Origin of the sequence: Desulfovibrio desulfuricans (assembly GCF_024460775.1) — a bacterium.
GTDB lineage: Bacteria > Desulfobacterota > Desulfovibrionia > Desulfovibrionales > Desulfovibrionaceae > Desulfovibrio > Desulfovibrio desulfuricans_E.
Window position 1 is genome coordinate 70,364 of record NZ_JANFYZ010000007.1, and the last position, 21,866, is coordinate 92,229.

At 56.5% G+C, this 21,866-nt stretch carries 20 protein-coding genes; 13 read left to right on the forward strand and 7 right to left on the reverse strand.

Annotated elements, in window-relative coordinates; translation table 11 throughout:
* Positions 1–106 precede the first annotated feature (106 nt).
* The 8 genes from NE637_RS10090 (at position 107) to speB (NE637_RS10125) (ending at position 7,148) form a co-directional block, all read left to right on the forward strand.
* Positions 107–838: a sulfite exporter TauE/SafE family protein gene (locus NE637_RS10090; RefSeq protein ID WP_192113849.1), complete on the forward strand. Its 732-nt coding sequence runs from the start codon at positions 107–109 to the stop codon at positions 836–838.
* 265 nt (positions 839–1,103) lie between these two features.
* Complete coding sequence (locus tag NE637_RS10095) at positions 1,104–1,940, forward strand: transporter substrate-binding domain-containing protein (protein WP_192113848.1); 837 nt, start codon at positions 1,104–1,106, stop codon at positions 1,938–1,940.
* A gap of 85 nt (positions 1,941–2,025) precedes the next feature.
* Positions 2,026–2,985, forward strand: a complete 960-nt coding sequence (speB, locus tag NE637_RS10100; RefSeq protein ID WP_227119195.1) for an agmatinase — start codon at positions 2,026–2,028, stop codon at positions 2,983–2,985.
* Between the two features lie 252 nt (positions 2,986–3,237).
* Positions 3,238–3,879 (forward strand): amino acid ABC transporter permease, encoded by a 642-nt coding sequence (locus NE637_RS10105; RefSeq protein ID WP_215647346.1) that lies wholly within the window; start codon positions 3,238–3,240, stop codon positions 3,877–3,879.
* Positions 3,879–4,559, forward strand: coding sequence for an amino acid ABC transporter permease (locus NE637_RS10110; RefSeq protein ID WP_192113846.1), 681 nt, complete (start codon positions 3,879–3,881; stop codon positions 4,557–4,559). Before NE637_RS10105 ends, NE637_RS10110 begins: the two co-directional genes overlap by 1 nt.
* Positions 4,560–4,627: 68 nt before the next feature.
* Positions 4,628–5,425, forward strand: a complete 798-nt coding sequence (locus NE637_RS10115) for an amino acid ABC transporter ATP-binding protein (RefSeq protein ID WP_192113845.1) — start codon at positions 4,628–4,630, stop codon at positions 5,423–5,425.
* 81 nt (positions 5,426–5,506) lie between these two features.
* Positions 5,507–6,106 (forward strand): DUF1989 domain-containing protein, encoded by a 600-nt coding sequence (locus tag NE637_RS10120; RefSeq protein WP_227119194.1) that lies wholly within the window; start codon positions 5,507–5,509, stop codon positions 6,104–6,106.
* Positions 6,107–6,194: 88 nt separating this feature from the next.
* A complete protein-coding gene (speB, locus tag NE637_RS10125; RefSeq protein ID WP_227119193.1) occupies positions 6,195–7,148 on the forward strand; it encodes an agmatinase in 954 nt (317 codons plus the stop codon).
* 155 nt (positions 7,149–7,303) lie between these two features.
* On the opposite strand, the gene NE637_RS10130 is transcribed toward speB (NE637_RS10125), so the two are convergent.
* From NE637_RS10130 to NE637_RS10150, 5 genes are all read right to left on the reverse strand, one after another.
* Complete coding sequence (locus NE637_RS10130) at positions 7,304–7,906, reverse strand: DJ-1/PfpI family protein (RefSeq protein WP_227119192.1); 603 nt, start codon at positions 7,904–7,906, stop codon at positions 7,304–7,306.
* Positions 7,907–7,908: 2 nt separating this feature from the next.
* A complete protein-coding gene (locus NE637_RS10135; RefSeq protein WP_227119191.1) occupies positions 7,909–8,877 on the reverse strand; it encodes a GlxA family transcriptional regulator in 969 nt (322 codons plus the stop codon).
* Positions 8,878–9,072: 195 nt separating this feature from the next.
* Positions 9,073–10,116 carry a tetratricopeptide repeat protein gene (locus NE637_RS10140; protein WP_227119190.1) on the reverse strand — a complete coding sequence of 348 codons (1,044 nt, stop codon included), beginning with the start codon at positions 10,114–10,116 and terminating at the stop codon, positions 9,073–9,075.
* 3 nt (positions 10,117–10,119) lie between these two features.
* A complete protein-coding gene (locus NE637_RS10145) occupies positions 10,120–11,847 on the reverse strand; it encodes an LIC12162 family transferase (RefSeq protein ID WP_192113839.1) in 1,728 nt (575 codons plus the stop codon).
* 2 nt (positions 11,848–11,849) lie between these two features.
* Positions 11,850–12,911 (reverse strand): N-acetylneuraminate synthase family protein, encoded by a 1,062-nt coding sequence (locus tag NE637_RS10150; RefSeq protein WP_227119189.1) that lies wholly within the window; start codon positions 12,909–12,911, stop codon positions 11,850–11,852.
* Positions 12,912–13,109: 198 nt separating this feature from the next.
* On the opposite strand from NE637_RS10150, the gene rdgB reads away from it, so the two are divergent.
* The 5 genes from rdgB (at position 13,110) to NE637_RS10175 (ending at position 20,284) form a co-directional block, all read left to right on the forward strand.
* A complete protein-coding gene (rdgB, locus tag NE637_RS10155; protein ID WP_215647354.1) occupies positions 13,110–13,739 on the forward strand; it encodes an RdgB/HAM1 family non-canonical purine NTP pyrophosphatase in 630 nt (209 codons plus the stop codon).
* Between the two features lie 609 nt (positions 13,740–14,348).
* A complete protein-coding gene (fliD, locus tag NE637_RS10160; RefSeq protein WP_227119188.1) occupies positions 14,349–17,453 on the forward strand; it encodes a flagellar filament capping protein FliD in 3,105 nt (1,034 codons plus the stop codon).
* Between the two features lie 54 nt (positions 17,454–17,507).
* Positions 17,508–18,155 (forward strand): flagellar export chaperone FliS, encoded by a 648-nt coding sequence (fliS, locus tag NE637_RS10165; protein ID WP_192113834.1) that lies wholly within the window; start codon positions 17,508–17,510, stop codon positions 18,153–18,155.
* Positions 18,156–18,433: 278 nt separating this feature from the next.
* Entirely contained in the window at positions 18,434–19,072 is a 639-nt protein-coding gene (locus NE637_RS10170; RefSeq protein WP_215648796.1) for a dienelactone hydrolase family protein, read from the forward strand.
* 195 nt (positions 19,073–19,267) lie between these two features.
* On the forward strand, positions 19,268–20,284 hold the full coding sequence (locus NE637_RS10175) for a GGDEF domain-containing protein (RefSeq protein WP_227119186.1): 1,017 nt from the start codon (positions 19,268–19,270) through the stop codon (positions 20,282–20,284).
* Positions 20,285–20,390: 106 nt separating this feature from the next.
* Here NE637_RS10175 and NE637_RS10180 read toward each other — a convergent pair whose 3' ends face one another.
* Together NE637_RS10180 and NE637_RS10185 are read right to left on the reverse strand one after the other, a co-directional pair.
* Positions 20,391–20,951, reverse strand: coding sequence for a phosphatase PAP2 family protein (locus NE637_RS10180; protein ID WP_227119184.1), 561 nt, complete (start codon positions 20,949–20,951; stop codon positions 20,391–20,393).
* Positions 20,952–20,974: 23 nt separating this feature from the next.
* Positions 20,975–21,757: an alpha/beta fold hydrolase gene (locus NE637_RS10185; RefSeq protein WP_256267728.1), complete on the reverse strand. Its 783-nt coding sequence runs from the start codon at positions 21,755–21,757 to the stop codon at positions 20,975–20,977.
* Between the last annotated feature and the right edge of the window lie 109 nt (positions 21,758–21,866).

Sequence of the window (21,866 nt, forward strand, 5' to 3'; positions counted from 1 at the left end):
ACCTGCACCGTGCTTCACGCGTAAGGGCAATAAGTGGCTGCAACCTGCCGTGTTGCCTGTTGAATACGTTCCATCCCGGCCCTGATGCCGGATCAGCGAAGGCCTTATGGATATTCCTGTTCTTGTAGTTGTGCTCGCCTGGTTTGTGGGCGGCTTTGTTTCTGGTGCAAGCGGCATCGGCGGCGCCATGATCGCCCTGCCCCTTGCGGCCCTGTTTATTCCCATTCAGGTTGTCATCGCCCTGAGCTGCATACTTAATCTGGTTATGGACGGCGCGATCGCCGCCATGCATTTTCGGTATTGCAAGGTTCGCGCGCTCTACCCTCTGTTTGCCGGTGCCATCCCCGGCTCCATCATCGGTCTTTTCATTCTCCAGATGGTTCCTGGCAGCATGCTCCAGGGCATGACCGGCATACTCCTGCTGGCATTTGTGCTTTGGCAGAGCCGTTCGCGCGTAAGCCAGACCGGGCAGGAATCCTGGCTCAAAGGCGGGCTTGCGGGCTTTGCCTCGGGCGTGCTGGGGTCGGCCATCTCTTTTGACGGCCCCCCTGTAGGCGCCTACGGCCTTTATGCCGGGTGGACTCCACGGATATTTCTCGGCACGCTGGGCGTATTTTTTATCATCAGGGCTTCGCTGACCTGCGTTCTCCAGGCCGGGGCGGGATTATACACGCCCGAAGTGCTGCGCTACGCCGCATACGGCATGCCTGCCACGGTGCTGGGCACGCTGTGCGCTTTCCCTGTAGCGAAAAGAATCAATCCTGAACGCTTCCGCACCGTGCTGCGCGGCATCATTGCCGCTGCTGCTCTCGTCTGCATCTGGCGGGCATGGTTGTAGCGCCCAAACCACCTGCAATTTCCCATCATTATTGGCCTCCTCGCGGAGGCCTTTTATTTAAGGCAAGGCCCATTCCAAACAGATGCTTGCCCCGGATGCAATACAAATTTGTAATCTACAGTGGCTTTCCGAGGTTAACAAAACAATATTGTTTTGGTACCACCCTGTTTTTTCAATTAAAAATATTTAATTTACTGAAATAAAACAATTTTCAACTTTGGCAATCATGTTGCAATACCCTCTGCAAAATCTGGAGGGTTTTCGTATGAATATGTTGCTGAAAAAAGTTGTGGTTGGTGCAGCGCTGGCAAGTTCGCTCCTTATGGGCGCCAATACCGCCCGTGCCGACCTGCTTGCGGATATCAAGGCCAAGGGCGAAATCGTCATTGGTACCGAAGCCCGTTTTACGCCGTTTGAGTTTATGGAAAATGGCAAAATCGTGGGCTACAGCACCGACCTGCTTGAAGTCATCATGAAGGACATGCCCGGCGTTAAGGTCAAGCGCATGGATATTCCCTTTCAGGGCATCCTGCCCGGCCTGAGCGCTAAAAAATTTGACTATATCGTCACGTCTGTCACCGCCACCAAGGAACGCAACGAGCACTACGCCCTGAGCGTGCCCGTAGCTGACGCCACCGTGGCCATGCTGGTACGCGCAGACAGCCCCTTTGCAAAGCCCGAAGACCTGAGCGGCAAAACCGTGGGTTGCCAGACCGGCTCCGCCCAGATCAAGGCCATCGACCTGCTTGCCGAAAAACTTGGCGGCAAGGACAAGATCAAGGTCAAGGAATACGTGGCCTTTGACGAAGCCTACGCCGACCTTGCCGCAGGACGCCTTGACGGCGTGGCGCAGTCCTACCCCAACCTTGCGGACGTTATCAAACGCCGCCCCGGCGTGTTCAAGATCCTCACCCCTCCCTTCGGCCCCAAGGTCTACTTTACCTGGGTGGGCCGCAACGATGCGGACAGCGCAAGCCTCGCGGCTTTCTTTGATGACGGTCTGCGCAAGCTCATCGCCAGCGGCAAAATGGCAGAGCTTCAGCAGAAGTGGTTTGGCTTTACCATGGAAATTCCCACAGAGCTGCCCACGCCCGTTCAATAGCCTTTCCTTCCTTCACACATGGCCCCGGTCCTATGAGGCCGGGGCCTGCTTTTGACAGTTTATACATTATTTCAGGAGAATAGGTATGAGTCCGGTCAATTCCCTGCAATCCCCCCGGTTTTGCGGCATCCGCACCTTCATGCGGCAACCGGCGGCAACGGGTGAAACCCCGCAGGCCGATGTTTCCATTATCGGCGTTCCCTTTGACAGCGGCGTATCATACCGCCCCGGCACCAGATTTGGCCCTGCGGCCATCCGCGAGGCCTCAACCCTGCTCAAGCCATACTCGCCCGAGCTTGATGTGGACGTGAACGAGAGCTTCACCATTGCCGACCACGGCGACATCGACACCATACCCGGCTACATGGAAGACAGCTTTGCCGCCATCACCAGCAGCCTGAAGCCTTTTTTCGCCTCCAAAACCCTGCCCGTCATTCTGGGCGGCGACCACAGCATCAGCCTGGCAAACCTGCGCGCCGTGCATGCGGCGCATGGGCCTGTGGCTTTGCTGCATTTTGACGCGCACAGCGACACCATACCCAGCTATTACGGCAAGCCCTACAACCACGGCACTCCCTTTTACTGGGCGCTGAAAGAAGGCCTCATCCTGCCGCAGCATTCCACGCAGATCGGCATTCGCGGGCCGCTCTACAGCCGCAACGCCCTTGACTGGCCCCGCCAGCAGGGCCTGCGCATCATCATGGGGCACGAGGCCCACGCAATGGGGCTGGAGGCTGTGATACGCGAGGCCCTCGCGCGCATCGGCGATGCCCCGGTGTTTCTGAGCTTTGACATTGATTTTCTTGATGCGGCCTATGCCCCCGGCACCGGCACGCCAGAGGTGGAAGGTTTCACCACCTACGAGGCCATGAGCCTTGTACGCGGCATTTGCAGCAAGCGCCGCGCGGTTGGCATGGATCTGGTGGAAGTGTTGCCCGACAAGGACGTGGCGGGCATTACCGCTTTGGCAGGAGCCTCCGTGATCTTTGCCTTTCTTGCGGCGCAGGCAGCCTTTCGAGGCGCGCAGCCCCGGACCGCAGATTGATCTGATGATGAAACAAAAATGTTTTGCATAAATTCAACATCCCGAAATCAAAACATTTTTGTTCTCATGGCCTCCTGATATATATCAATCAAAAATGAGCAACCTACTGTAAATAAATAATAATTGCCGCAATGGCATCCAGTTTGCTCAAAACACCATACTGACAGGCGGGGAGCTGTGCCGCAGGGGAGTCCTCCCACTGTTCCCCGCCGAAAACGCCCAACCGAGTGGATGCATCCACAGCAGGCTATCATGAACGAATGCAGCTTCATCCTTTCCATAATGCCGGAGCTGCTCCAGGGCGCAATAACTTCGGTTCTTGTGGCTATGGCGGCAATCTCGCTGGGTGTTGTGCTGGGCATTTCGGTGTGTCAGATGCGGCGGTCGCAGTTTTGGGGTTTCAAGCGGGCGGCGGGGCTGTACATCAGCTTTATGCGGGGCATTCCCGTGCTGGTGATTCTGTTTCTGCTGTTCTACCTGCCCTCGGCAGTCAATATTGAAGTACCCTCGCTGCTGGTTGCCGTGCTGGCCCTTGGCCTCAACACCAGCGCCTTTCAGGCCGAGATTTACCGCGGCGGCTTCAACTCCATACCCGTGGGCCAGATAGAGGCTGCCAAGGCGCTGGGCCTCAGCCGCATGCGCATTCTCACGCGCATCCAGTTGCCGCAGGTGCTGTCGCTCACAGGGCCGGAGCTGGTTAATGAGTTCATCATCCTGTTCAAGAACTCGTCGCTTATTTCTGTTATCGGCGTCACAGAACTCATGCGCCGCAGCGAGCAGCTTGTGTCCACAACCTACAAGCCTGTGGAAGTGTATCTGGCAGCAGCCATTATCTATCTGGCCCTGTGCCTGATTATTTCTCGCCTGGGCGAACGCCTCAAGGGGAAACACTGATGGACGCCCTCACCACGTTTCTGGCCCGCTGGCAGAGCTTTTTGATTGAGAACGGCCCGGATTTTGGCGCAGCGCTCTGGGTGACCATCCGCATCAGCCTGGTTGCCATAGTGTGCGGTCTGGCTCTGGGTTTTGCCGCGGAGCTTGGCCGCCGCATCTGCCCGTGGCTACGCAAGCCCGTGGCCTGTTATGTGGAGTTTTTTCGCGGTACGCCCCTGCTTATCCAGCTATATCTGCTCTATTACGGCGGCCCCAGAATCGGCATCGTGCTGGATGCGGAACCCGCAGGCATGCTGGGCATGTCGCTCTATGCCGCCGCCTATTTTTGCGAAATCTTCCGCGCCGGATTCGAGTCCATCCCCGAAGGTCAGCGCGAGGCGGCGCACTGCCTTGGCATTCGCCCCTGGCGCAGGCTGTGGCGCATTGAATTGCCGCAGATGGCCCAGATAGTCCTGCCGCCCGCAGTCAACCAGATCATCACGCTCATCAAGGATTCAGCGGTGCTCTCCATTATCACCGTGGCGGAACTGACCAAGACTGCCACCCGTATCATGAACATCAGCTTTGAAATTGTCATGCCCCTGTGCCTGCTGGCGTTGCTCTACTGGATTATTTCCGAGGCAGTGGCAGTTTTGTGCGGCAAGGCGGAGGCCCGCCTGACCAGGCATTTGACGCGTTAGCGCTGCATCAGACCCGCACGGATTTATACAGAAATCCGCGCCGCCAAGGCTCCAAAGGAGAACAGGTCATGGAAGAAACAATCACCCCTGCCATCAGAATATGCGATGTGCGCAAGCGCTATGGGCAGCACGAAGTGCTTCAGGGCATTGATATGGAAGTCATGCCCAAGGAAGTGGTCTGCCTTATAGGCCCTTCCGGTTCCGGTAAAAGCACCCTCTTGCGCTGCGTCAACTTTCTTGAAGTGTACGACGAGGGCGAAATTCTGGTTGAAGGCGCACTGATGGGCTACGAGGTGCAGTACAACGGCACCCGCCGCCGCGCCAGCGAAACACGCATCCGCGAAAGCAGGCGCGACCTCGGCATGGTGTTTCAGCATTTCAACCTTTGGCCGCACATGACGGTGATGGAAAACGTCACCGAGGCGCTCATTTCCGTTGCTGGCAAAAGCCGCGCCGCAGCCGAAAAAAAAGGGCTGGAATGCCTTGAACGCGTGGGCCTTGCCGAAAAACGCAACAGCTACCCGGCCCAGCTTTCCGGCGGGCAGCAACAGCGCGTTGCCATTGCGCGCGCCCTGGCAACGGAGCCGCGCATCATGCTGTTTGACGAGCCAACCTCTGCCCTTGACCCCGAGCTTGTGGGCGATGTGCTGCAAGTCATGCGCAGCCTGGCCAACGACGGCATGACCATGCTCATAGTGACCCACGAAATGGGCTTTGCCGCCGAGGTGGCGGATCGGGTGGTCTTTATGGAAGGCGGGCACGTTGTGGAGCAAGGGCCGCCGGACAAACTTTTTCATACGCCGGAAAGCCCGCGCCTTGCGGCCTTTCTGAAAAGCTGGACGCACCGCAACGGACAGGTTGCCTAGCTTCCGCAGCACTGCCGCCAACATCCGCTACGAGTGGCAGGCAGCATATCTGGCACAAGCCTTTGGCAGGAGAACATGCCCATGAGCGAATACATCACCATTCCCGGCCGCTGCGGCGATGCCGCCATTGTGCGGGCCGGTGAACGCATCAAGATCGTCAACATCACGGGGGAGCAGGTGGTGGACACCTGGGCCTTCAACCAGCGCAATCCGCAGGAATATATGTCCATGCAGCATGTGCGGCCCGACCTCAACAAAGGCATTCCCGGCCCGGGCGACAGGCTGGTGACCAACTGCCGCCGCCCGGTGCTCACCATGCAGGAAGACACCAGCAACGGCGCGCACGACACCTTTATGGCCGCCTGCGACATCTACCGCTACATGGCCCTTGGCGTGCAGGGCTACCACGCCAACTGCACGGACAACATGTATGCGGCCCTGCGCAAGCTGGGCATACAGTTGGATTTTTGCCCCTGCCCCCTGAACCTGTGGATGAACACCCCCATTGTGGACAACAAGGCCCACTGGCTGCCGCCCCTGAGCAAGGCGGGCGACTACGTGGTGCTTGAAGCCCATTTTGACTGCGTGGTGGTCATGTCTGCCTGCCCGCAGGATATTCTGCCCATCAACGGTAAAAACTGCGTGCCTTCTGACATCAAATACAAGGTCTACGCGGCCTGATCGCGCGGCAAAAAGACAAGTACCGGCCCCCATTGCGGCGGCGCACCATAACAGACCGAACTCTTCCGGCCCAAACATCGAGGTTTATATGGCTTCCATGCAACCACCCAGCGCGTCTTCGTCCCCACGTTTCTGCAACACCGGCAGCTTCATGCGCATGCCGCGTATGGACGACCCCAAGGGCATGGATTTTGCGGTTTTCGGCATTCCCTTTGATACGGGCAGTTCCTACCGCACGGGTTCGCGCTTCGGGCCTTCGGCCATCCGGCATATTTCGAGCATGATCAAGCCCAACAACGTGATCTTTGAAGTCAATATTCTCAACGAGCTGACCGGCGGCGACTTTGGCGACGTCAATATTGTGCCCGGTTACATCGAACCTTCGTACGCCGCCATCACCCAGTTCATGCAGCCCCTGCTTGAAGCCGGGGCAGTGCCGCTGGGCCTTGGCGGCGACCACGCCATCACCCTTGCCGAACTGCGTGCCGTTGCCTCCCAGCACGGCAAGGTAAGCCTGCTGCATTTTGATTCGCACCTGGATCTGAACGAATCCGTATTCGGACAGCCGTACAACCACGGCACACCCTTTCGGCGTGCGCTGGAAGAAGGCCTCATCGACCCGTCCACCTCTATCCAACTGGGCATGCGCGGTTCGCTCTATGACCCGGACGACTTCAAGATTGCCGCCGACCTTGGCTTCAAGGTGCTGCCCGCGCACATTATGCGCGAGATGGGCTTGCCTGCGGTTATAGAAGCCATCCAGCAGCGCGTTGGCGACACAAAAGTATTCCTCACCTTTGATATCGACTTTGTGGATCCTGCCTATGCCCCCGGCACCGGCACGCCCGAGGTCGGCGGTTTTACCTCATGGGAGGTGCTGAGCCTGGTACGCGCGCTCAAAAATCTGCACTACGTGGGCTTTGACATAGTGGAAGTCATGCCCGGCATAGATCAGGCAGAGCTGACAGCCTATCTGGCCGCCAACATCGGCTTTGAATTTCTGTCCATCCTCGCATTTCAAAAAAAGAACGGCCTGCGGTAAGGCCGTTTGTGGATGAAATGGATTAAGCGCCCTAAATAACCTGACAATATTTCCGCAACTTACCATCACACGCACGGCGCAGCCCTGTTACCCTCACAGCGCTGCGCCGTTATATTTTCTGCCAGACAATCCCGTCTGGCGTGGCCTGAATCCGACTAAACTTCGGCGGTGTACGGCGGGGCTGGATCGTACTGCAAAATTTTGCGCACAAGACGGGCGTGATCAGGGTCATGAATCTGCCCAACGAGCCACAGAGCCATGTCCATACCCGCAGAGACACCCTGCGAGGTAACGATCTTGCCGTCGCGCACATAGCGCGCATCCGGCAGAGCCGTTATTTCCGGGTCGCCTTCAAGGGCGTCCATGAGCTGCCAGTGCGTTGTGGCCCGGCGGCCCCTGAGCAGCCCGGCCTTTTGCAGGATCAGCCCACCTGTGCACACGGCGGCGAGGTATTCCACCTTTTCGTACTGCTGGCGCACCCAGTCCAGAATGGCCGGGTCGCTCCAGGCGTATTCGGAAACTTCCGCAGTGCCGGGCAACAGCAGCACATCCAGCGGCGGGGCGTTTTGCAGGCTGTAGTCCGGCGTGATGCGCAAGCCGCTCAATCCGCAGAGCATCTGGCCCGTGCAGCTCAGCGTCACCACCCTGCCGCCCCCGGCAAACTGGTTGGATGCCGCAAAAACCTGCATGGGCGCTACAAAATCCAGCTCCGCCACCTGTTCATAAATATATATTCCGTATGTGAGGCCTTTTTTCATCTTTATTCTCCTTTAAAAAAATGTCGGCTGTACTGATGGGGACTCAGGCCAAGGCGGCGGATGAAGGCCTTGCGCAAACGGTCTTCGCTGCCAAAACCCGCCGACTGCGCCACCGAGGCAAAGGAATCAGCCCCGGATTCAATGAGCTCCCGCGCCCGGGTAATGCGCAAGCCTTCCACAAAGCGTGCGGGGCTGCTGCCGGTTTCTGCGGGGAATACCCGCGCGAACGACCGGGGGCTCATGTTCGCCACCTCGGCCAGGCGCTCAACAGTCAGATTCTTGCCAAGATTCGCCTCCAGCCAGCGCACCAGAGGGGCAAATCTGCCCGCATTGACCTGCGCGGCCAGCGCGGAGCTGTACTGGCTCTGGTTGCCGGGGCGGCGGCGGTACAAAAGCAGTACGCGGGCGACTTCCATTGCCAGCTTGTCGCCGTAGTCTTCCTCAACCATATCCAGGGCCAGATCTATGCCCGCCGTAACGCCGCCGCTTGTGGACGTGTTGCCATCGCGTACAAAAATGGCGTCAGGCTCCACTGTAATCTGCGGGTACAGCGTGGCCAGACGGTCAGCCACCAGCCAGTGGGTTGCCGCCCTTTTGCCGTGCAGCAGACCGCAGGCCGCCAGAATGAACGCCCCGCTGCACACGCTTGCTATGCGCGCAGACAGGGCCGCCGCCGCGCTTACCTGCTTTATGATTTCCGGATTCTCCGATGTGGCTTCCGCATCCACGGCGCCGGGAACAACAAGAATATCCGGTGAAAGATTTTCGAGTGTTGTCTCCGCCGTCAGCACAAGGCCGGATGACGTGCGCACAAGGCCGGGGGTGCAGGCGGCGAATACGGGCGTATAGCCTTGATCGTTTTTGTTGCTGTGCGCCAGAATATCCGTAGCCGTGGCAAAAACCTCCAGCGGGCCGGATACATCCAGCGAGACAATGCCGGGATAAAGAAAGAAAACAACGCGCTGTTTCATGTGTGCAGAATAGAAAACGACCGTACTGGCAGCAATGACAAAAAATAGTTTTTTTCTGCCACAATAGCGGCAACAGGACGCCGCCGGAACAGGCGGTGCAGATTGGCAGAAACAAATAAAGGCCGCCCGGGGCATACTCACGGGTATGCCGGGCGGCCTTTATATTGTTGAATGTCGGGCCTTCTGGCCCGTCTTTTACTGTTTCTTTTTATCGCGGGTCTGTTTGGTGGGGCTGCTGGGAGCCGCAGCCTTGGCAGGAGCCTTGGTGGACATGCTGCGCAGGGCGGCCTTGGCATCAGGGTCTCCGTTCTTGGCGGCAAGCTGATACCAGCGACTGGCTTCGGTCAGGTTGCGGGGAACGCCCGTACCCTGTTCGTACATGAGGCCAAGGCTGTATTGGGCGGCAGCTTCGTTCTGCTCCGCAGCCTTGCGGTACCAGTCCACAGCCTGAGTATAATCCTGCGCTACGCCGCGCCCCTGCTCATACATATAGCCGAGGTTGTACTGCGCTTCCGCATAGCCCTGCTCTGCCGCGCGTGTATACCACTGCACTGCCTTGGCGGGATCCTGGGCATAGCCGCGCCCTTCAGCGTACATGTAGGCCAGGTTGTTCTGGGCTTTGGCGTGATCCTGCTCCGCGGCCTTTTCAAACCAGTGGGCCGCCTTGGTGTCGCTCTGATTTTCGCCCTTGCCGTTCATGTAGGTCCAGCCAAGGGAATACTGAGCCGAAGCCAGCCCCTGATTGGCGGCACGGGTGTACCAGTCAATGGCGGCGGCTTCGTCCTTGGGTACGCCCTTGCCATAGGCATAGAGGTAGCCAAGATTGTACTGGGCCATGGCAAGGCCCTGATCGGCGGCCTTGCGGAACCAGCGGGCGGCCTCGTGGTAATTGCGGGGAACGCCATCCCCGGTAACCAGCGACGTGGCCCAAGAATTCATGGCGCTGACGTCGCCCTTCTCCGCCGCCAGACGGAAAAATTCCGCAGCGCGCGTATTGTTTTTCTTCACGCCCTTGCCTTCAAGGATCAGGCGACCCATGACATAGAGAGCTTCAGCATTGCCGCTGTCCACCAGCGGCTTGAGCACGCGCACGGCCTGATCGTAATCGGCCTTGTCCAGCGCGGCCTGAGCCTCGCGCAGGGTCGAGGCGTCATCAGCCAGAACAGTGCCGCCCATGAGCAGAACAGAACAGAATACCGCAGCCACCAACAGCGACAACGAAAAAACACGAACTTGCATGTGTTACAGACTCTTCAGCATTTTCAGCCAGTAAGGGTTAGGACCGCCCGGAACGGTCAGGGCCTGCTGCGCGCAGTACGCCTTGCGCGCCTGCTGCACCTTATCGCTCATCCACCATGCCAGCGGATCACTCCAGACCTCGGCGGCCTTGGCGGCGGCCTTCTGGGGTGTTTCGTGCCATATACCGGCTTCGGCCAGCATGTCCAGCAGGGCCGTGGCATCGCTTGTCAGCGCCCAGGCCTCGCGCCGCCAGAACAGCACCATGGGGATATTGGCAACCAGCGATTCCAGCAGTGTTGTACCGTTGTGGTCCAGCACCAGCAAACGGCAGGCATAGAGGTGGTTTGACAACGTGCCCGTGGCCATCCGCACCGCGGGAAAACGCTCCAGCACCCAATCCGCATCGCGCAGGGAGCCGGGAACCGGGAAATAGGGACGGTACAGCGAACAGGCCTGCACATCGCGCCCCAGAGCTTCAAAAAATCGAGCCTTGTCCTTGCGGTATTCCACTATCTGCAAGGGCGAGGGATGCGCGTCAAGCCGATAGGGAAAGGCGGGCATTTCCGTGCCGACATACAGCAGGTTTTCGCCCTTCTGCCCCTGCCAGCGCCCTTCAAGACCATCAAGCTGCGGATACGGCAGGGGAATAAAATTGCCCGCACTGCCCTGATGCTGCTTCCAGCCCCATGTGCCAAAGGCATGCTGGCTGTATTCCACCATCTCCACATCCGACACGCAGCGCACCTGCCCGTAGTCGCTGCCATGCTGCACATACATGAGGCGGTTGCCCCGCCCCCGCCACTTGGCCAGCGACTGGCGGTAATCCGCATCTTCATAGGCCAGCACGCTGGCAACACGCAGGCGCGGCCCCAGCGGATCAGGCGTAAGACGGGCCGGATGTCTGTGGCTTGCCAGCAGTTGCGGCAAGGAAGCCATGAACAGCGTCACCAGCGTGCTGGCGAAATTTTCTGGCAGATCCGCCGCAATACCGGTGGCGGCGCTGCTGTATTCCGCCTGCGGGCGCGACCTGTCCGGCCCATGGCTGCGGTGCAGCAAGGCCAGCGAAAAACGCAAGGTCTGGGCAATGCTCATGCCCTTGAGCCGGGGGCAAGGCAGGCGCAACATCAGCTTGCGCAGCACCTCACGCACCTGCTCCTTGCCGGAAAGCTTTTCCTGCTCGCCATAGTTTTTTTGCACCGCAGGCAGATATTCCATGCTCCAGGCTGCGGGAAATACCTCTTCCAGCAGGCGCGAGAACAGCCAGTGGTTGTAGGTATGCCCCAGCGCCCCGTGCATCACAAAGTCCGGCCCGGTTGCAAAACTGAACGAGCAGTCCCTCGGCAGCAGCGGCACATGCAGCGGCTCCTGCCCCCAGGCCTGCACCATGGCCTTGACCCGCCACCAGCGTTCCACAACCTGCTTGGAAACATTCATTGCCCAGGGCGTGAGCAGGGTTTCCCAATAGGCAGGGGGCAAATTGCGGGCATGCGGGCAGATACGCTCGGCAACATGAGGCAGCATATCTGCACAGAGAGCCTTTACCTCCTGGCAGGCCCGCTCCTGCAAGGGAATCTCGACCAGCGGCTCAGGAGCAAAGGTGAATTTTTTATCCCAGTCGGGAAAAAATTCTTCCTGCTCGGCAAAACACCAAGGCCCGGCCGCGCGAAAAAACGCAGGGTCGGCCTTGTGGGGCATACGCCCAAGAACAAGGGTTATGCGCCCGTTGCTCATAATCAGGCCCTGTCAAGATCGGCCCAGGAAAGCACGGTATCTTCGGGCAGATCTCGGCGGGCGCGCATACCAAGCACCTCGTCGTAATTACGGGGGGAGATGCCATGCGCGGGGCGCTTCCAGGTAAGATCGGCAGCGGTCAGCGGCTGACCGGCAGGCACGGCCCGCGTCGTCACCAGGGAGCGGCGGGCATGCTGACGTGCCGGTTCTTCTTCCGGCAGGGCGCGCAGTTCCATGTCGCCCACGCTGGCCAGCGTGGCGTTGAGCCGCTTGTAGAAATGCTTGAGGTCTTCCTTGTCCATGGCATGGTAGTGGTCGTTGCCGGGCAAGGTTTTGTCGTGCGAAAAGTGTTTTTCAAGAATACGCGCGCCCAGCAGGGTGGCGGTTTCAAGAATATGCATGTCGTTGGGCAGGGTGTGGTCGGAATAGCCGATGGCATGCTGGGGGAAATGCCGCTTGAGCGCGGGAATCATGCCCAGGGCCGCGTTTTCATCCGCAGTGGGATAGTTGAGCACGCAGTGCAACAGGGCCAGCTTGTTGCCCTTTTCTTCAATCCATTCCACGGCTTCTGCAATTTCGTGCAGATGCGCCGCGCCGGTGGAAAGAATAATGGGTTTTTTGAAATCGCAAAGGATGCGGATAAAAGGCTTGTTGGTTATGTCGGACGAGGAAATCTTGAACACGTCCATGAGGTCGTTGAGAAAGTGCGCCGACTCCACATCAAAGGGCGTGGACATGAAGGCAATGCCCGCAGCATCGCAATATTTCTTGAGGGCTTCAAATTCGTTTTTCCAGAAAGAATCGTGCTTCTTGAAGAGCTCGTACTGGCTGGAGGTGGGTTCCTTGGAGGTATCCCAGTAGGCGGGCGAATCCTTGGAGGCCAGGGTTCCGGCCTTGTAGGTCTGGAACTTGATGGCGTTGGCCCCGCCCTCGGCGGCCTCGTCAACCAGACGGCGGGCGATGTCCATGCTGCCCTCGTGGTTCACGCCAGCCTCGGCAATAACATAGGGAACGGGGATATGGGTTTCCTGAGTGGGGACGTCGAATATTTCCATGAGTTTCATGCTCATTTCCTCTCTGATGAATGATGGGTAAAAACCATACTCCCGCAAGATGCAAAAGAAAAGCATACGCTGCGGCAAATTCGCATAACACTATATAATAACTATATATTTAAACTATCCAGGCGTTTTGCCCAACGCTCTTTACCTGCGCCCCACCTGCGGATATGTTCTTTGCCCAAACCCATAAAGGATGCAGACATGGCGCACAGCAAGACACTTCGTATCGTTCTGGCCACGCAAAATGCGGGCAAGGTTCGCGAACTGGCCGACCCTCTGACCGAATTCGGCGTGGAAGTTCTGGGGCTTTCGTCCTTTCCTGAAATCGGCGACATCGAAGAAACCGGCACCACATTTGAAGAAAATGCTCTCATCAAAGCCCGGGCCGTGGCGGCCCTGACCGGCCTTGTGAGTGTTGCCGATGATTCCGGCCTGGAAGTGGACGCCCTGAACGGCGCACCGGGCGTGTACTCCGCCCGCTATTCCGATGACTGGGAGAGCCTGCCCGGCGAAAGCCGCGATGCCCGCAACATCCGCAAGCTGCTGCACTCAATGGCCGCAGTGCCCGCTGACAAACGCGCCTGCCGCTTTGTCAGCTGCATGGCCGCCGCCAAGCCCAATGGCGATGAAATGGTTGTGCGCGGCACATGGGAAGGCACCCTGCTGGAAAGCCCGCACGGAGACAACGGCTTTGGCTACGACCCTATTTTTTTTGATCCATCGGCGCGCAAATCCGCCGCAGAACTGACGCGGGACGAAAAAAACGCCCGCAGCCACCGGGGCAATGCCCTGCGCGCCCTGCTGGCCCGCTGGGCCGAATTTATGCACTAAGGCGTGGCACGCACCAATGATGCGGACGGGACAAACCGCCCGCAAATGTCGCATGGCTACAAAATTAAAAAAACAGGAGCAGGCGGGGCAACCCGCCTCTTCTTTTTTGCCCCGGCTGCAAGGCCAGCGGGCTGCACCCTCCTGCCTAGACGCAGCCCCCCCCCGAGTTCCGGGGAACCAGCCCGTCATTTTTATGCCAGCCAGGTCAGCCGCCAACCATACCTGCCCATTCTTCACGCGCCGCCAGTCTCTAAACTTTTTCACCCTTGCTCCGTTAAAATAACTGAGGCGCAAGACCTTCGGCAATTTTGCATGGAGGCAAAAACTGCCTTTTCGGCAGCCCGGAGCAAAACGAATGCTCCGCATGCGCAGGCGGAAAAATACGACCAAGACGGGCATTCACGCTATCTGCTGATTTTTTTCAGCATTTCCGGCATTGCATACTCCCGCCCCGCCGTATCCACCAGTTTGCACGTATTTTGCAAATTTTTGAGTGTCCGTCATGTCTCCGGCATGTATTGCCGCCAACAACGTGCATGACGGCTGGCGGTTCCCCGAGGTTTGCGCATGCCCGCACCGGGAACGGCACATCTTTCTTGTGAGGCACCCATGGCCAGTACCATATCCGGCTCCAACGCCATATCCAACCTCAGTGGTTCGGATACTGACTTTGATACGGTTCTCGCGAACCTCAAGAAAGTTGAGTCCACGCAACTCAATCGTCTTACTGCGTGGAAAAGCGACTGGAAACTTCGCTATGATGCTTTTGACAAAGTTATTGAGCAGGTCAGCACCGCCAGCAATGTGCTCGCAACCCTCGCCAACAAAAACAGCTTTGTTACCAAGAACGTAACCAGCAGCAACAGCAATATTATTTCTGCTGTTGCCAGCGCCTCCGCGGACGACGTTCAGCACACCATCAATGTCAGCCAGGTGGCGAGCAACGCCATATGGGCCAACACCGGGCATGTCTTTTCCAGCAAGACGGACATCATCAACACATCCGGCACATCGCAGACATTTTCATACCGCTATGCCGGCAAGGAATACAGCATGGCCGTTCCGGCCAATACCACGCTCGATTCCTTTGTGAGTATGGTCAACAATTCTTCCGACAACCCCGGCATCAAGGTCAGCATTGTTCAGGCCAGCTCCGGCTATGTTTTTCAGGTTGCGGGCAAGAGCACCGGCGCGGCCAACGACCTGGTCATTCACAGTTCCGGCCTTGTGGGCATGAGCGCATCTGGCGCATCCTCCACATGGTCTACCAACAATGTGCTGGACATGGGCAGCACGCTCACCAACCCCACAAAATATGCCTACGACCTCATCATGGAGGACGGCAACACATTTTCGGTCAAAATCAACGGCGACAAGACCAACCAGGATCTTGCAACCGCCATTAATGCGCAGGTGGGGCGCAGCATCGCCAGCATTGACGGCTCCGGCAATCTGCAACTTGCTGACGTCAAGGCCATGTATCGGCGCGACACCAGTACGCAGACATCGTTCAGCACCCCGGTCACAAAATTTTCCATGGGCTCAACGCCCACAACAACCAAGCTTACGGGTGCCCTGACTGTTGATCTGAACATCAACGATGGCGTCACCACTGGCACACGCACCCTGACCATTGCTGCCGGCACCACCATGAAGGATGCCGCATTGCAGATCGCCCAGGCTTCCGGCGCCAGTTCGGCTGAAATGACCTACAACAACGCCACTGGCGGTTGGGAGCTGAACCTCTCCAATGTGAACGGCGCAACCCTTAGCTTCGCTGACAGCGCCAGCGATTCTGGCAAGATGACTTCGACCGTCGTTGCCGACCAGACCAAGCTTGGCACCAAGGTGGTGGGCGATTCCGGTTCGCAGAGCTTTACCGCCAGCACGGCTATTACCTTTGACAGCGCCAAGCTCTCGCAAAAACTTGGCGGCACAAGCGCTGACGGCACAAAAAATTTTACCTATACCATTGTTGACAACAATGGCGGAACGCAAAGCCTGACCATCAAGCAGGACGCAACCTATCAGGATCTGCTGACCCAGCTTCAATCTTTTGGCGGCACATTAAGTGGAGATGGCAAAACCGTAACTTTTGCGAATACGGAAAAATTCTACCTGAGCGCAGGCGGCACGGGCGGCGGCATGGACGGAATCACCGTCAAGACAGACTCCACGGCCACCATCACCAACATGGCCGCAGCCAGCACACTGGAGACGCCCCCGCCCCTGACCTATACCTACACCGCCAATAACAGTTCCACGCCGCAGACATTTACAATTCCTGGCGGCTCCAAGATGGCGGACGTGATCGCCGAACTCAAGAGCAAAGGCCTGTCTGGCTCACTGGTAAGCGCGGACGGGGCAACAACCATTGACCTGCAAACAGGCACTCTGCCTACGACCGGCAGTTATTTTCTCAAGCTCGACAATATTGATTCCCTCAGCGGGCCGGGCATTACCGGTCAGGTGACATCGTCCTCCAACTGGAATATCCGCGGTGCGGCCAACGCCAAATTTACGGTGGACAACTGGCCCCTGACCATGGAATCCGACACCAACAGCGTGAGCAACGTGATCGAGGGCGTGGTCTTTACCATTCAGGACAAAGGCAGCGCATCCATTACGGTCAATACAGACATCACCTCGGTGGAAAAATCCATTCAGACGTTTCTTGATTCCGTCAACTCTGTCTTGATGACCATCAATGATTACACAAAATTTGATCCGAACAAGGACGTCACCACCAACGATCCCAAGAATAAGACCAGCAGCAACTATAGCACCTCGCAACTGACTACTGAAAAAGGCGGCCTGTTGCAGGGCAACTACGGCGTGCAACTGTTCAAATCGCGCTTCACTTCGTTGATCAACAGCGCGCCCCCTGGTTTTGCCAGCCGGACGTCTGCCTCTGATGTGCTGTCGGGCGATGTGCTTGCCAACCTCGCCAACATGGGCATCAAGGTTGAAACCGACCAGTCGAGTTCCAACTATGGGCTTTTGGTAATTGCGCCTTCGTCCGGCATTGCTGAATTGCAGCAGATGGACAAGAGCAATTATGAAAAAATGATCAACAGCAACCTTTCGGATGTTGTGGATTTTTTCTGCTCCAGCGGCACCGGCACGACTACCAGTTCTGATTTTCGCTACGGCAGCCACATTGCGGGCATTACCAAGGGTGGTTCGTATGATGTGAACTACTCGGTTGACGCTGGCGGCAATATTACCAATGTCACGGTTGGCGGCGTGGCCGCAACGCGCGACACGAGCCAGCCGGGCTATTACTACAGCGTTGCTTCAGGTGATGCGCGGGGTCTCTCGCTCCAGATAGACAACCTCACCCCCGGCGATCACTCGGGCCAGATACGCATCAAGGAAGGGCTGATTCAGACGGTCAGCACATTCCTCAAGGGTGAACTAACCTATACGGACGTCAACGTCTCGGGCACTGGTACCGCAGAGCAGACGTCCGCAGCAATTGCGCTTAAATCGAAAAACGGCGCCTTGATGGTTCTGAAAAACAATTATCAGAGCATCATGGAAAATATCGATAAAAAGATTACCCAGGAACAGGAGCGCCTTGATACGTGGGAAGCCCGGCAAAAAAAATACTTTGCCAACCTTGAAACCCTACTTAAAAAATACAATACCCAGAAAGATCAGCTCACGTCACAGCTCAAGCAGCTTTCCAGTTCGTCAAGCAGTTCCTCCTAACCTGCATGAAACAACAATAAGGTCAGCCAAAGAACACCGCCATAAGGACACACTATGAACAAAGCGGCGCAAGCATATTTTCAGACCAAGGTCGGCACCACGGATCAGGGGCAACTTTTGCTCATGCTCTATGACGGCGCACTCACATTCATACAGCAGGCGCGCACAAAAATGATTGCCAATGACTATGCGGGAAAGGGCATCCTTATCTCCAAGGTCATCGACATAATCAATGAGCTTTCCGCTTCTTTGAACATGGACAAGGGCGGCAGCCTGGCTGTGAACCTGAACAACCTGTACCTGCTCTGCACGGCCCGTTTGCTGCGCGCCAACCTGAAAATGGATATGGATTCACTCAACAGTGTGGAATCTATCCTTTCGGGCCTGCGCGGCGCCTATGCCCAGATTATTGAAACCCCAGAGGCCCGTCAGGCGAGTAACGATATCGCCACCCGCCTGCAACCCATGGGAACAATGACCAGATCCGCGCAGCCCATCATACCGTCAACAGTTACCGCCGTGCCGCGCTCCCACGCTCAGGCTGCCTATGGCCGTAGCGCCATGCGCCCCGCAGCCCCGGCGGCGGAGGCTCCCCGCCAGACGGGCGATGCCCAGCGCGCGCATGTGCAGTCTTTTGATCAGGCCGCGCCGCAGGCGGCAGCGGCACAGCCGCGCCTGCCCGGCGCTTACGGCAAACCCTAGCATACCAAAGCCTTGCCCTGAACAGGGAGGCGGATAGCAGCATTACGCAAAAAGCGGCGGCGGCACATATGTGCCGCCGCTTTTTGCGTAACCAGATTGAAAGACAAAAAAAACATCTTCCTATGCCCCAATAAAAAACTGGCGTTACAAGCTTGAATCGCCGAAAATGCTTCGCACGGATTTCTGCAAGGCGCGGACTACGATCTTTCGCAGACAAACTTACGGCGGAACGGAACGCCAGTTCCAAAGAGACCGCATATATCGGGAGAACCGGCAACATGCCAGAAGGATTGCGACTTACAAAAAATTCAGATGCGGCTATTATTGTCTTGCATGAAATATATGGCATTAATCCATTTATGCACGCTGTTTGCCAAAAATATCATTCACTGGGCTATGATGCATACTGCCCAAATCTTCTGGGCAGATCTGAATATTTTCCCTACGACAGACAGGATATCGCCTACGCTCATTTCATCAAGCATGGAGGATTTGACAGGAACAGCCTTGTTACAGACCTGTGTGAAAGCATACGCCGAGAATATAAGCAAATTTTTCTACTGGGGTTCAGCGTAGGGGCGACCCTTGCCTGGATATCTTCCGCCAGCGGGATATTTGATGGAGCCGTATGTCATTACGGCTCTCGTATCAGAGACCACCTGCAACTTACCCCGTCTTGTCCCGTTTTGCTTCTCTTCGCCGGTCAGGAGGCGTCTTTTTCGCCGGAGAGCATATTGCCCTCACTTTCTGCCATCCCAAATGTGCGCGGCGAGATATTTAATGCAAGGCATGGCTTTTGCGACCCTTTCTCACCAAACTACAATGCCCCCGCCGCCATGAAGGCGGAAAAACTCGCGCAGAATTTTTTGCTGGAAAAATCAGGAACAACAAAAGAAGCCGCAGCCAAACATGAATAAAGGCATACCGGCTCTGGGAAACGATCATCATCCTCTTTGACAGGCCTTTCCCGAGAAGATATCCTCCCCAAGATTATAACGCCGCTATCCGCTCCACAATCTATCCATATTTTACATTACTGCGAAACAAGCGCCATGGTGAAATCCAAAGAGTCTTCTGTTCACTGCAAAAACACATATCTCAAATTATTTGATATGTTTGACAAAGCAGGCGTCCCGCCAGAAACGCGCTGGCGTTCCCTGCTGCTTTTTTTCAGGGAAATGAAGGACTACCATTTTCTTGATGAAGAACAAAAAATTGCCATTCTCGAGCAGATGGAAGAACTGTTAAAAAACAGACACTACTCTGATGAACAGCTTGTTTCCACAATCCGCAAATGCAGCGAAATTTTCAGCAAGCCAATTGTGAATCAGCTCGACAGTATGGTTCACGAAACGTCTTCCATCATAGACCAGTTCTTCAGCAAGCTGTCTTCGCGCTACGGCGACATTGCCCACCTTGAGAAAGAAAGCCTTTCCATTGTGGCGGAAAACGGCGATAGCACCGTCATGCTTGAAAAGCTGCAATCAGCCTTTCACAGGGTCAAAGTTCTTTTTGAGGAAGACATCTGCAACCTTGAAAACCTCGCCTTCATTGACCCCCTGACTCAGGTTGCCAACCGCCTGAGCCTTGATCTTTTTATCAAAAATTCTACGGCCCGGTGGCACGAAGAAGGGCAACCCCTTGCCCTGGCCCTCTTTGATATCGACCACTTCAAAACCTTTAACGACACCTACGGTCACCTTATCGGCGATCAGGTGCTTAAGGTTGTTGGCTCGCACCTCCGTAGGGCGCGCGAAGAAATTGATACAGAGACAGATGCCCTTGCAGCGCGCTTTGGCGGCGATGAGTTTGCCCTTGTGGCCTCCGGGGCCAACGCGTATATGTTGCCCGAAATCATCAGCCGTTTTTGCAGGGCCATCAAAAATTTCAACCTGCTCATCCGCGATACGGAAGGCAATGTTGAAAAAAACAACCTGCACATTACCGTCAGCGCTGGCATAGCGTTGCTGGATGCCAAAGCGCCGCGAATCCAAACGGCAGAGCAGCTTTTTGACCGGGCGGACAAAGCCCTGTACCACGCCAAGCACAATGCCCGTTCACGCGCTGTGGTGTTAAAAGCCAACGATCAATACCTGATTCTGGACGAAGAAAATCACAAGGCTGTCTAGCGCCGGGGCAATGGCCCGCGCAGCTTGAGCACCATTAAAAAAGGCGGGTTTTCCCGCCTTTTTAATGGTGCCAGAAAAATCAGCCGCATGCCCGCCAGTAAAGGTCCTAACCCCTTGCTCCCCCATTTTTTACAGCCCAGCCGCCTCTGGCTCGCTGAAAGCAGAAATTTACCGCCACGGCGGCAAGGCAAGCTGTCAAAAACGCCCCCGCCATATCCAGCGGATAATGCACCCCCACAAAAATCCTGGCCCAGGCCGTAGCACCCCCCAGCAGCATGACAAACAGCGCAATGCCACGCGAACCCTTTTGCAAGAGCAGCGCAAACGCCATCGAAAACAAAAAAGTAGCGTGCAAACTGGGAAAGGACGATGTGGGGTCGTGGGCAATCAGCATTCGCCCAAGCCCCAATACAAAGGGGCGGGGATTACAGTGAAACATTCGGATCAGGCAGGCTGAACCCATGGACACCGCCACGGTCAAAACCACGCGTAACGCCAGAGCAACGGCAACCCCGCGTGGCTTTTGCCGCACAACAGCCAGCAGAGCAAGCAGCATGGCGATGCCGACAGGCCACTCAGCCAGCATGGTCCCGGCCCACACTGCAAAGGGAGAGGCCGCGTCGCTGGCGTTAACAGCAAGAAAAATCTGATGATTCAGTGACATCATGCTCTATACCGGGATACAACAGATCAGAAAAAATCCGCATTATGCGCGCTGAAGCGTGTTGTCAAAAAATCCTTGAACACGGCTACAGATGAGGCCGCAGTGTTGCTCCAGGCAAAATCCTGAAAAACAAAATGTCCGCAATACGGCAGCATGAGCAGGGAGGCACCCGGGATCAGTTTTTTCATGTCCACAAGCTGCTCTGGCAAAACGATATCCCGGTCGCCGCCCACAATAAGCGTTGGCGTTTGAAGGGCTTGCAAAATTTCAACTTCAACAACGCAATCCCTGCTCCACAACTCTTTTGTCTTACTGATAAAACTCTCAAGCATTGGAGCAGGGTTCAGCTCGGCATACTGCTGCGCAACTTCCGGCATATGCTCCTGAACAAAATCCACAGACAAAGCCTCAACCGTTTCCAGCCAGCCTTGCGACATCCCCGACACGCCAAGATAATTGGCCGATATGGCAATGAGGTTCTTTACCTTGTCTGGCAGGCAGTTTGCCATATGCAAGCCGAGGTTTGCCCCATCGCTGTAGCCAACAATGTGAAAAGGCGGCAGATCAAGCGCCTGTGTGAAAGAGATCAGTTCATCCGCCATCAGGGCATACTCAAACGGAGCTTCGGTATCCGCGGTTCTGCCGTGCCCGCGCCTATCAACAGCAATCACGCGGAAATCCTTTGCCAGTTCTGCCAGCAGGGTTTCGTAATTTTCGCAGGTATCCAGCCCGCCGTGCAAAAAGAGAAGAGGCTCCCCCTGCCCTTCTGTTGTATAAAACCAGTTGATTCCATCTGTTGGTATCTGCATTGCTTGCGCTCCAGCATCTGATGTATTTGTTATATTGGCTTGTTGCGATGGTTTATCAACTTTAGAGCGTTGCCGTTAATGCCCAGAGCATACAAACAAAAAGAGCCGG

Bases quoted from the DNA above. Each gene is read 5' to 3' on its own strand.
- NE637_RS10090 (WP_192113849.1), top strand. From the start codon at position 107: ATGGATATTCCTGTTCTTGTAGTTGTGCTCGCCTGGTTTGTGGGCGGC.
- NE637_RS10095 (WP_192113848.1), top strand. From the start codon at position 1,104: ATGAATATGTTGCTGAAAAAAGTTGTGGTTGGTGCAGCGCTGGCAAGT.
- speB (WP_227119195.1), top strand. From the start codon at position 2,026: ATGAGTCCGGTCAATTCCCTGCAATCCCCCCGGTTTTGCGGCATCCGC.
- NE637_RS10105 (WP_215647346.1), top strand. From the start codon at position 3,238: ATGAACGAATGCAGCTTCATCCTTTCCATAATGCCGGAGCTGCTCCAG.
- NE637_RS10110 (WP_192113846.1), top strand. From the start codon at position 3,879: ATGGACGCCCTCACCACGTTTCTGGCCCGCTGGCAGAGCTTTTTGATT.
- NE637_RS10115 (WP_192113845.1), top strand. From the start codon at position 4,628: ATGGAAGAAACAATCACCCCTGCCATCAGAATATGCGATGTGCGCAAG.
- NE637_RS10120 (WP_227119194.1), top strand. From the start codon at position 5,507: ATGAGCGAATACATCACCATTCCCGGCCGCTGCGGCGATGCCGCCATT.
- speB (WP_227119193.1), top strand. From the start codon at position 6,195: ATGGCTTCCATGCAACCACCCAGCGCGTCTTCGTCCCCACGTTTCTGC.
- NE637_RS10130 (WP_227119192.1), bottom strand. From the start codon at position 7,906: ATGAAAAAAGGCCTCACATACGGAATATATATTTATGAACAGGTGGCG.
- NE637_RS10135 (WP_227119191.1), bottom strand. From the start codon at position 8,877: ATGAAACAGCGCGTTGTTTTCTTTCTTTATCCCGGCATTGTCTCGCTG.
- NE637_RS10140 (WP_227119190.1), bottom strand. From the start codon at position 10,116: ATGCAAGTTCGTGTTTTTTCGTTGTCGCTGTTGGTGGCTGCGGTATTC.
- NE637_RS10145 (WP_192113839.1), bottom strand. From the start codon at position 11,847: ATGAGCAACGGGCGCATAACCCTTGTTCTTGGGCGTATGCCCCACAAG.
- NE637_RS10150 (WP_227119189.1), bottom strand. From the start codon at position 12,911: ATGAAACTCATGGAAATATTCGACGTCCCCACTCAGGAAACCCATATC.
- rdgB (WP_215647354.1), top strand. From the start codon at position 13,110: ATGGCGCACAGCAAGACACTTCGTATCGTTCTGGCCACGCAAAATGCG.
- fliD (WP_227119188.1), top strand. From the start codon at position 14,349: ATGGCCAGTACCATATCCGGCTCCAACGCCATATCCAACCTCAGTGGT.
- fliS (WP_192113834.1), top strand. From the start codon at position 17,508: ATGAACAAAGCGGCGCAAGCATATTTTCAGACCAAGGTCGGCACCACG.
- NE637_RS10170 (WP_215648796.1), top strand. From the start codon at position 18,434: ATGCCAGAAGGATTGCGACTTACAAAAAATTCAGATGCGGCTATTATT.
- NE637_RS10175 (WP_227119186.1), top strand. From the start codon at position 19,268: ATGTTTGACAAAGCAGGCGTCCCGCCAGAAACGCGCTGGCGTTCCCTG.
- NE637_RS10180 (WP_227119184.1), bottom strand. From the start codon at position 20,951: ATGATGTCACTGAATCATCAGATTTTTCTTGCTGTTAACGCCAGCGAC.
- NE637_RS10185 (WP_256267728.1), bottom strand. From the start codon at position 21,757: ATGCAGATACCAACAGATGGAATCAACTGGTTTTATACAACAGAAGGG.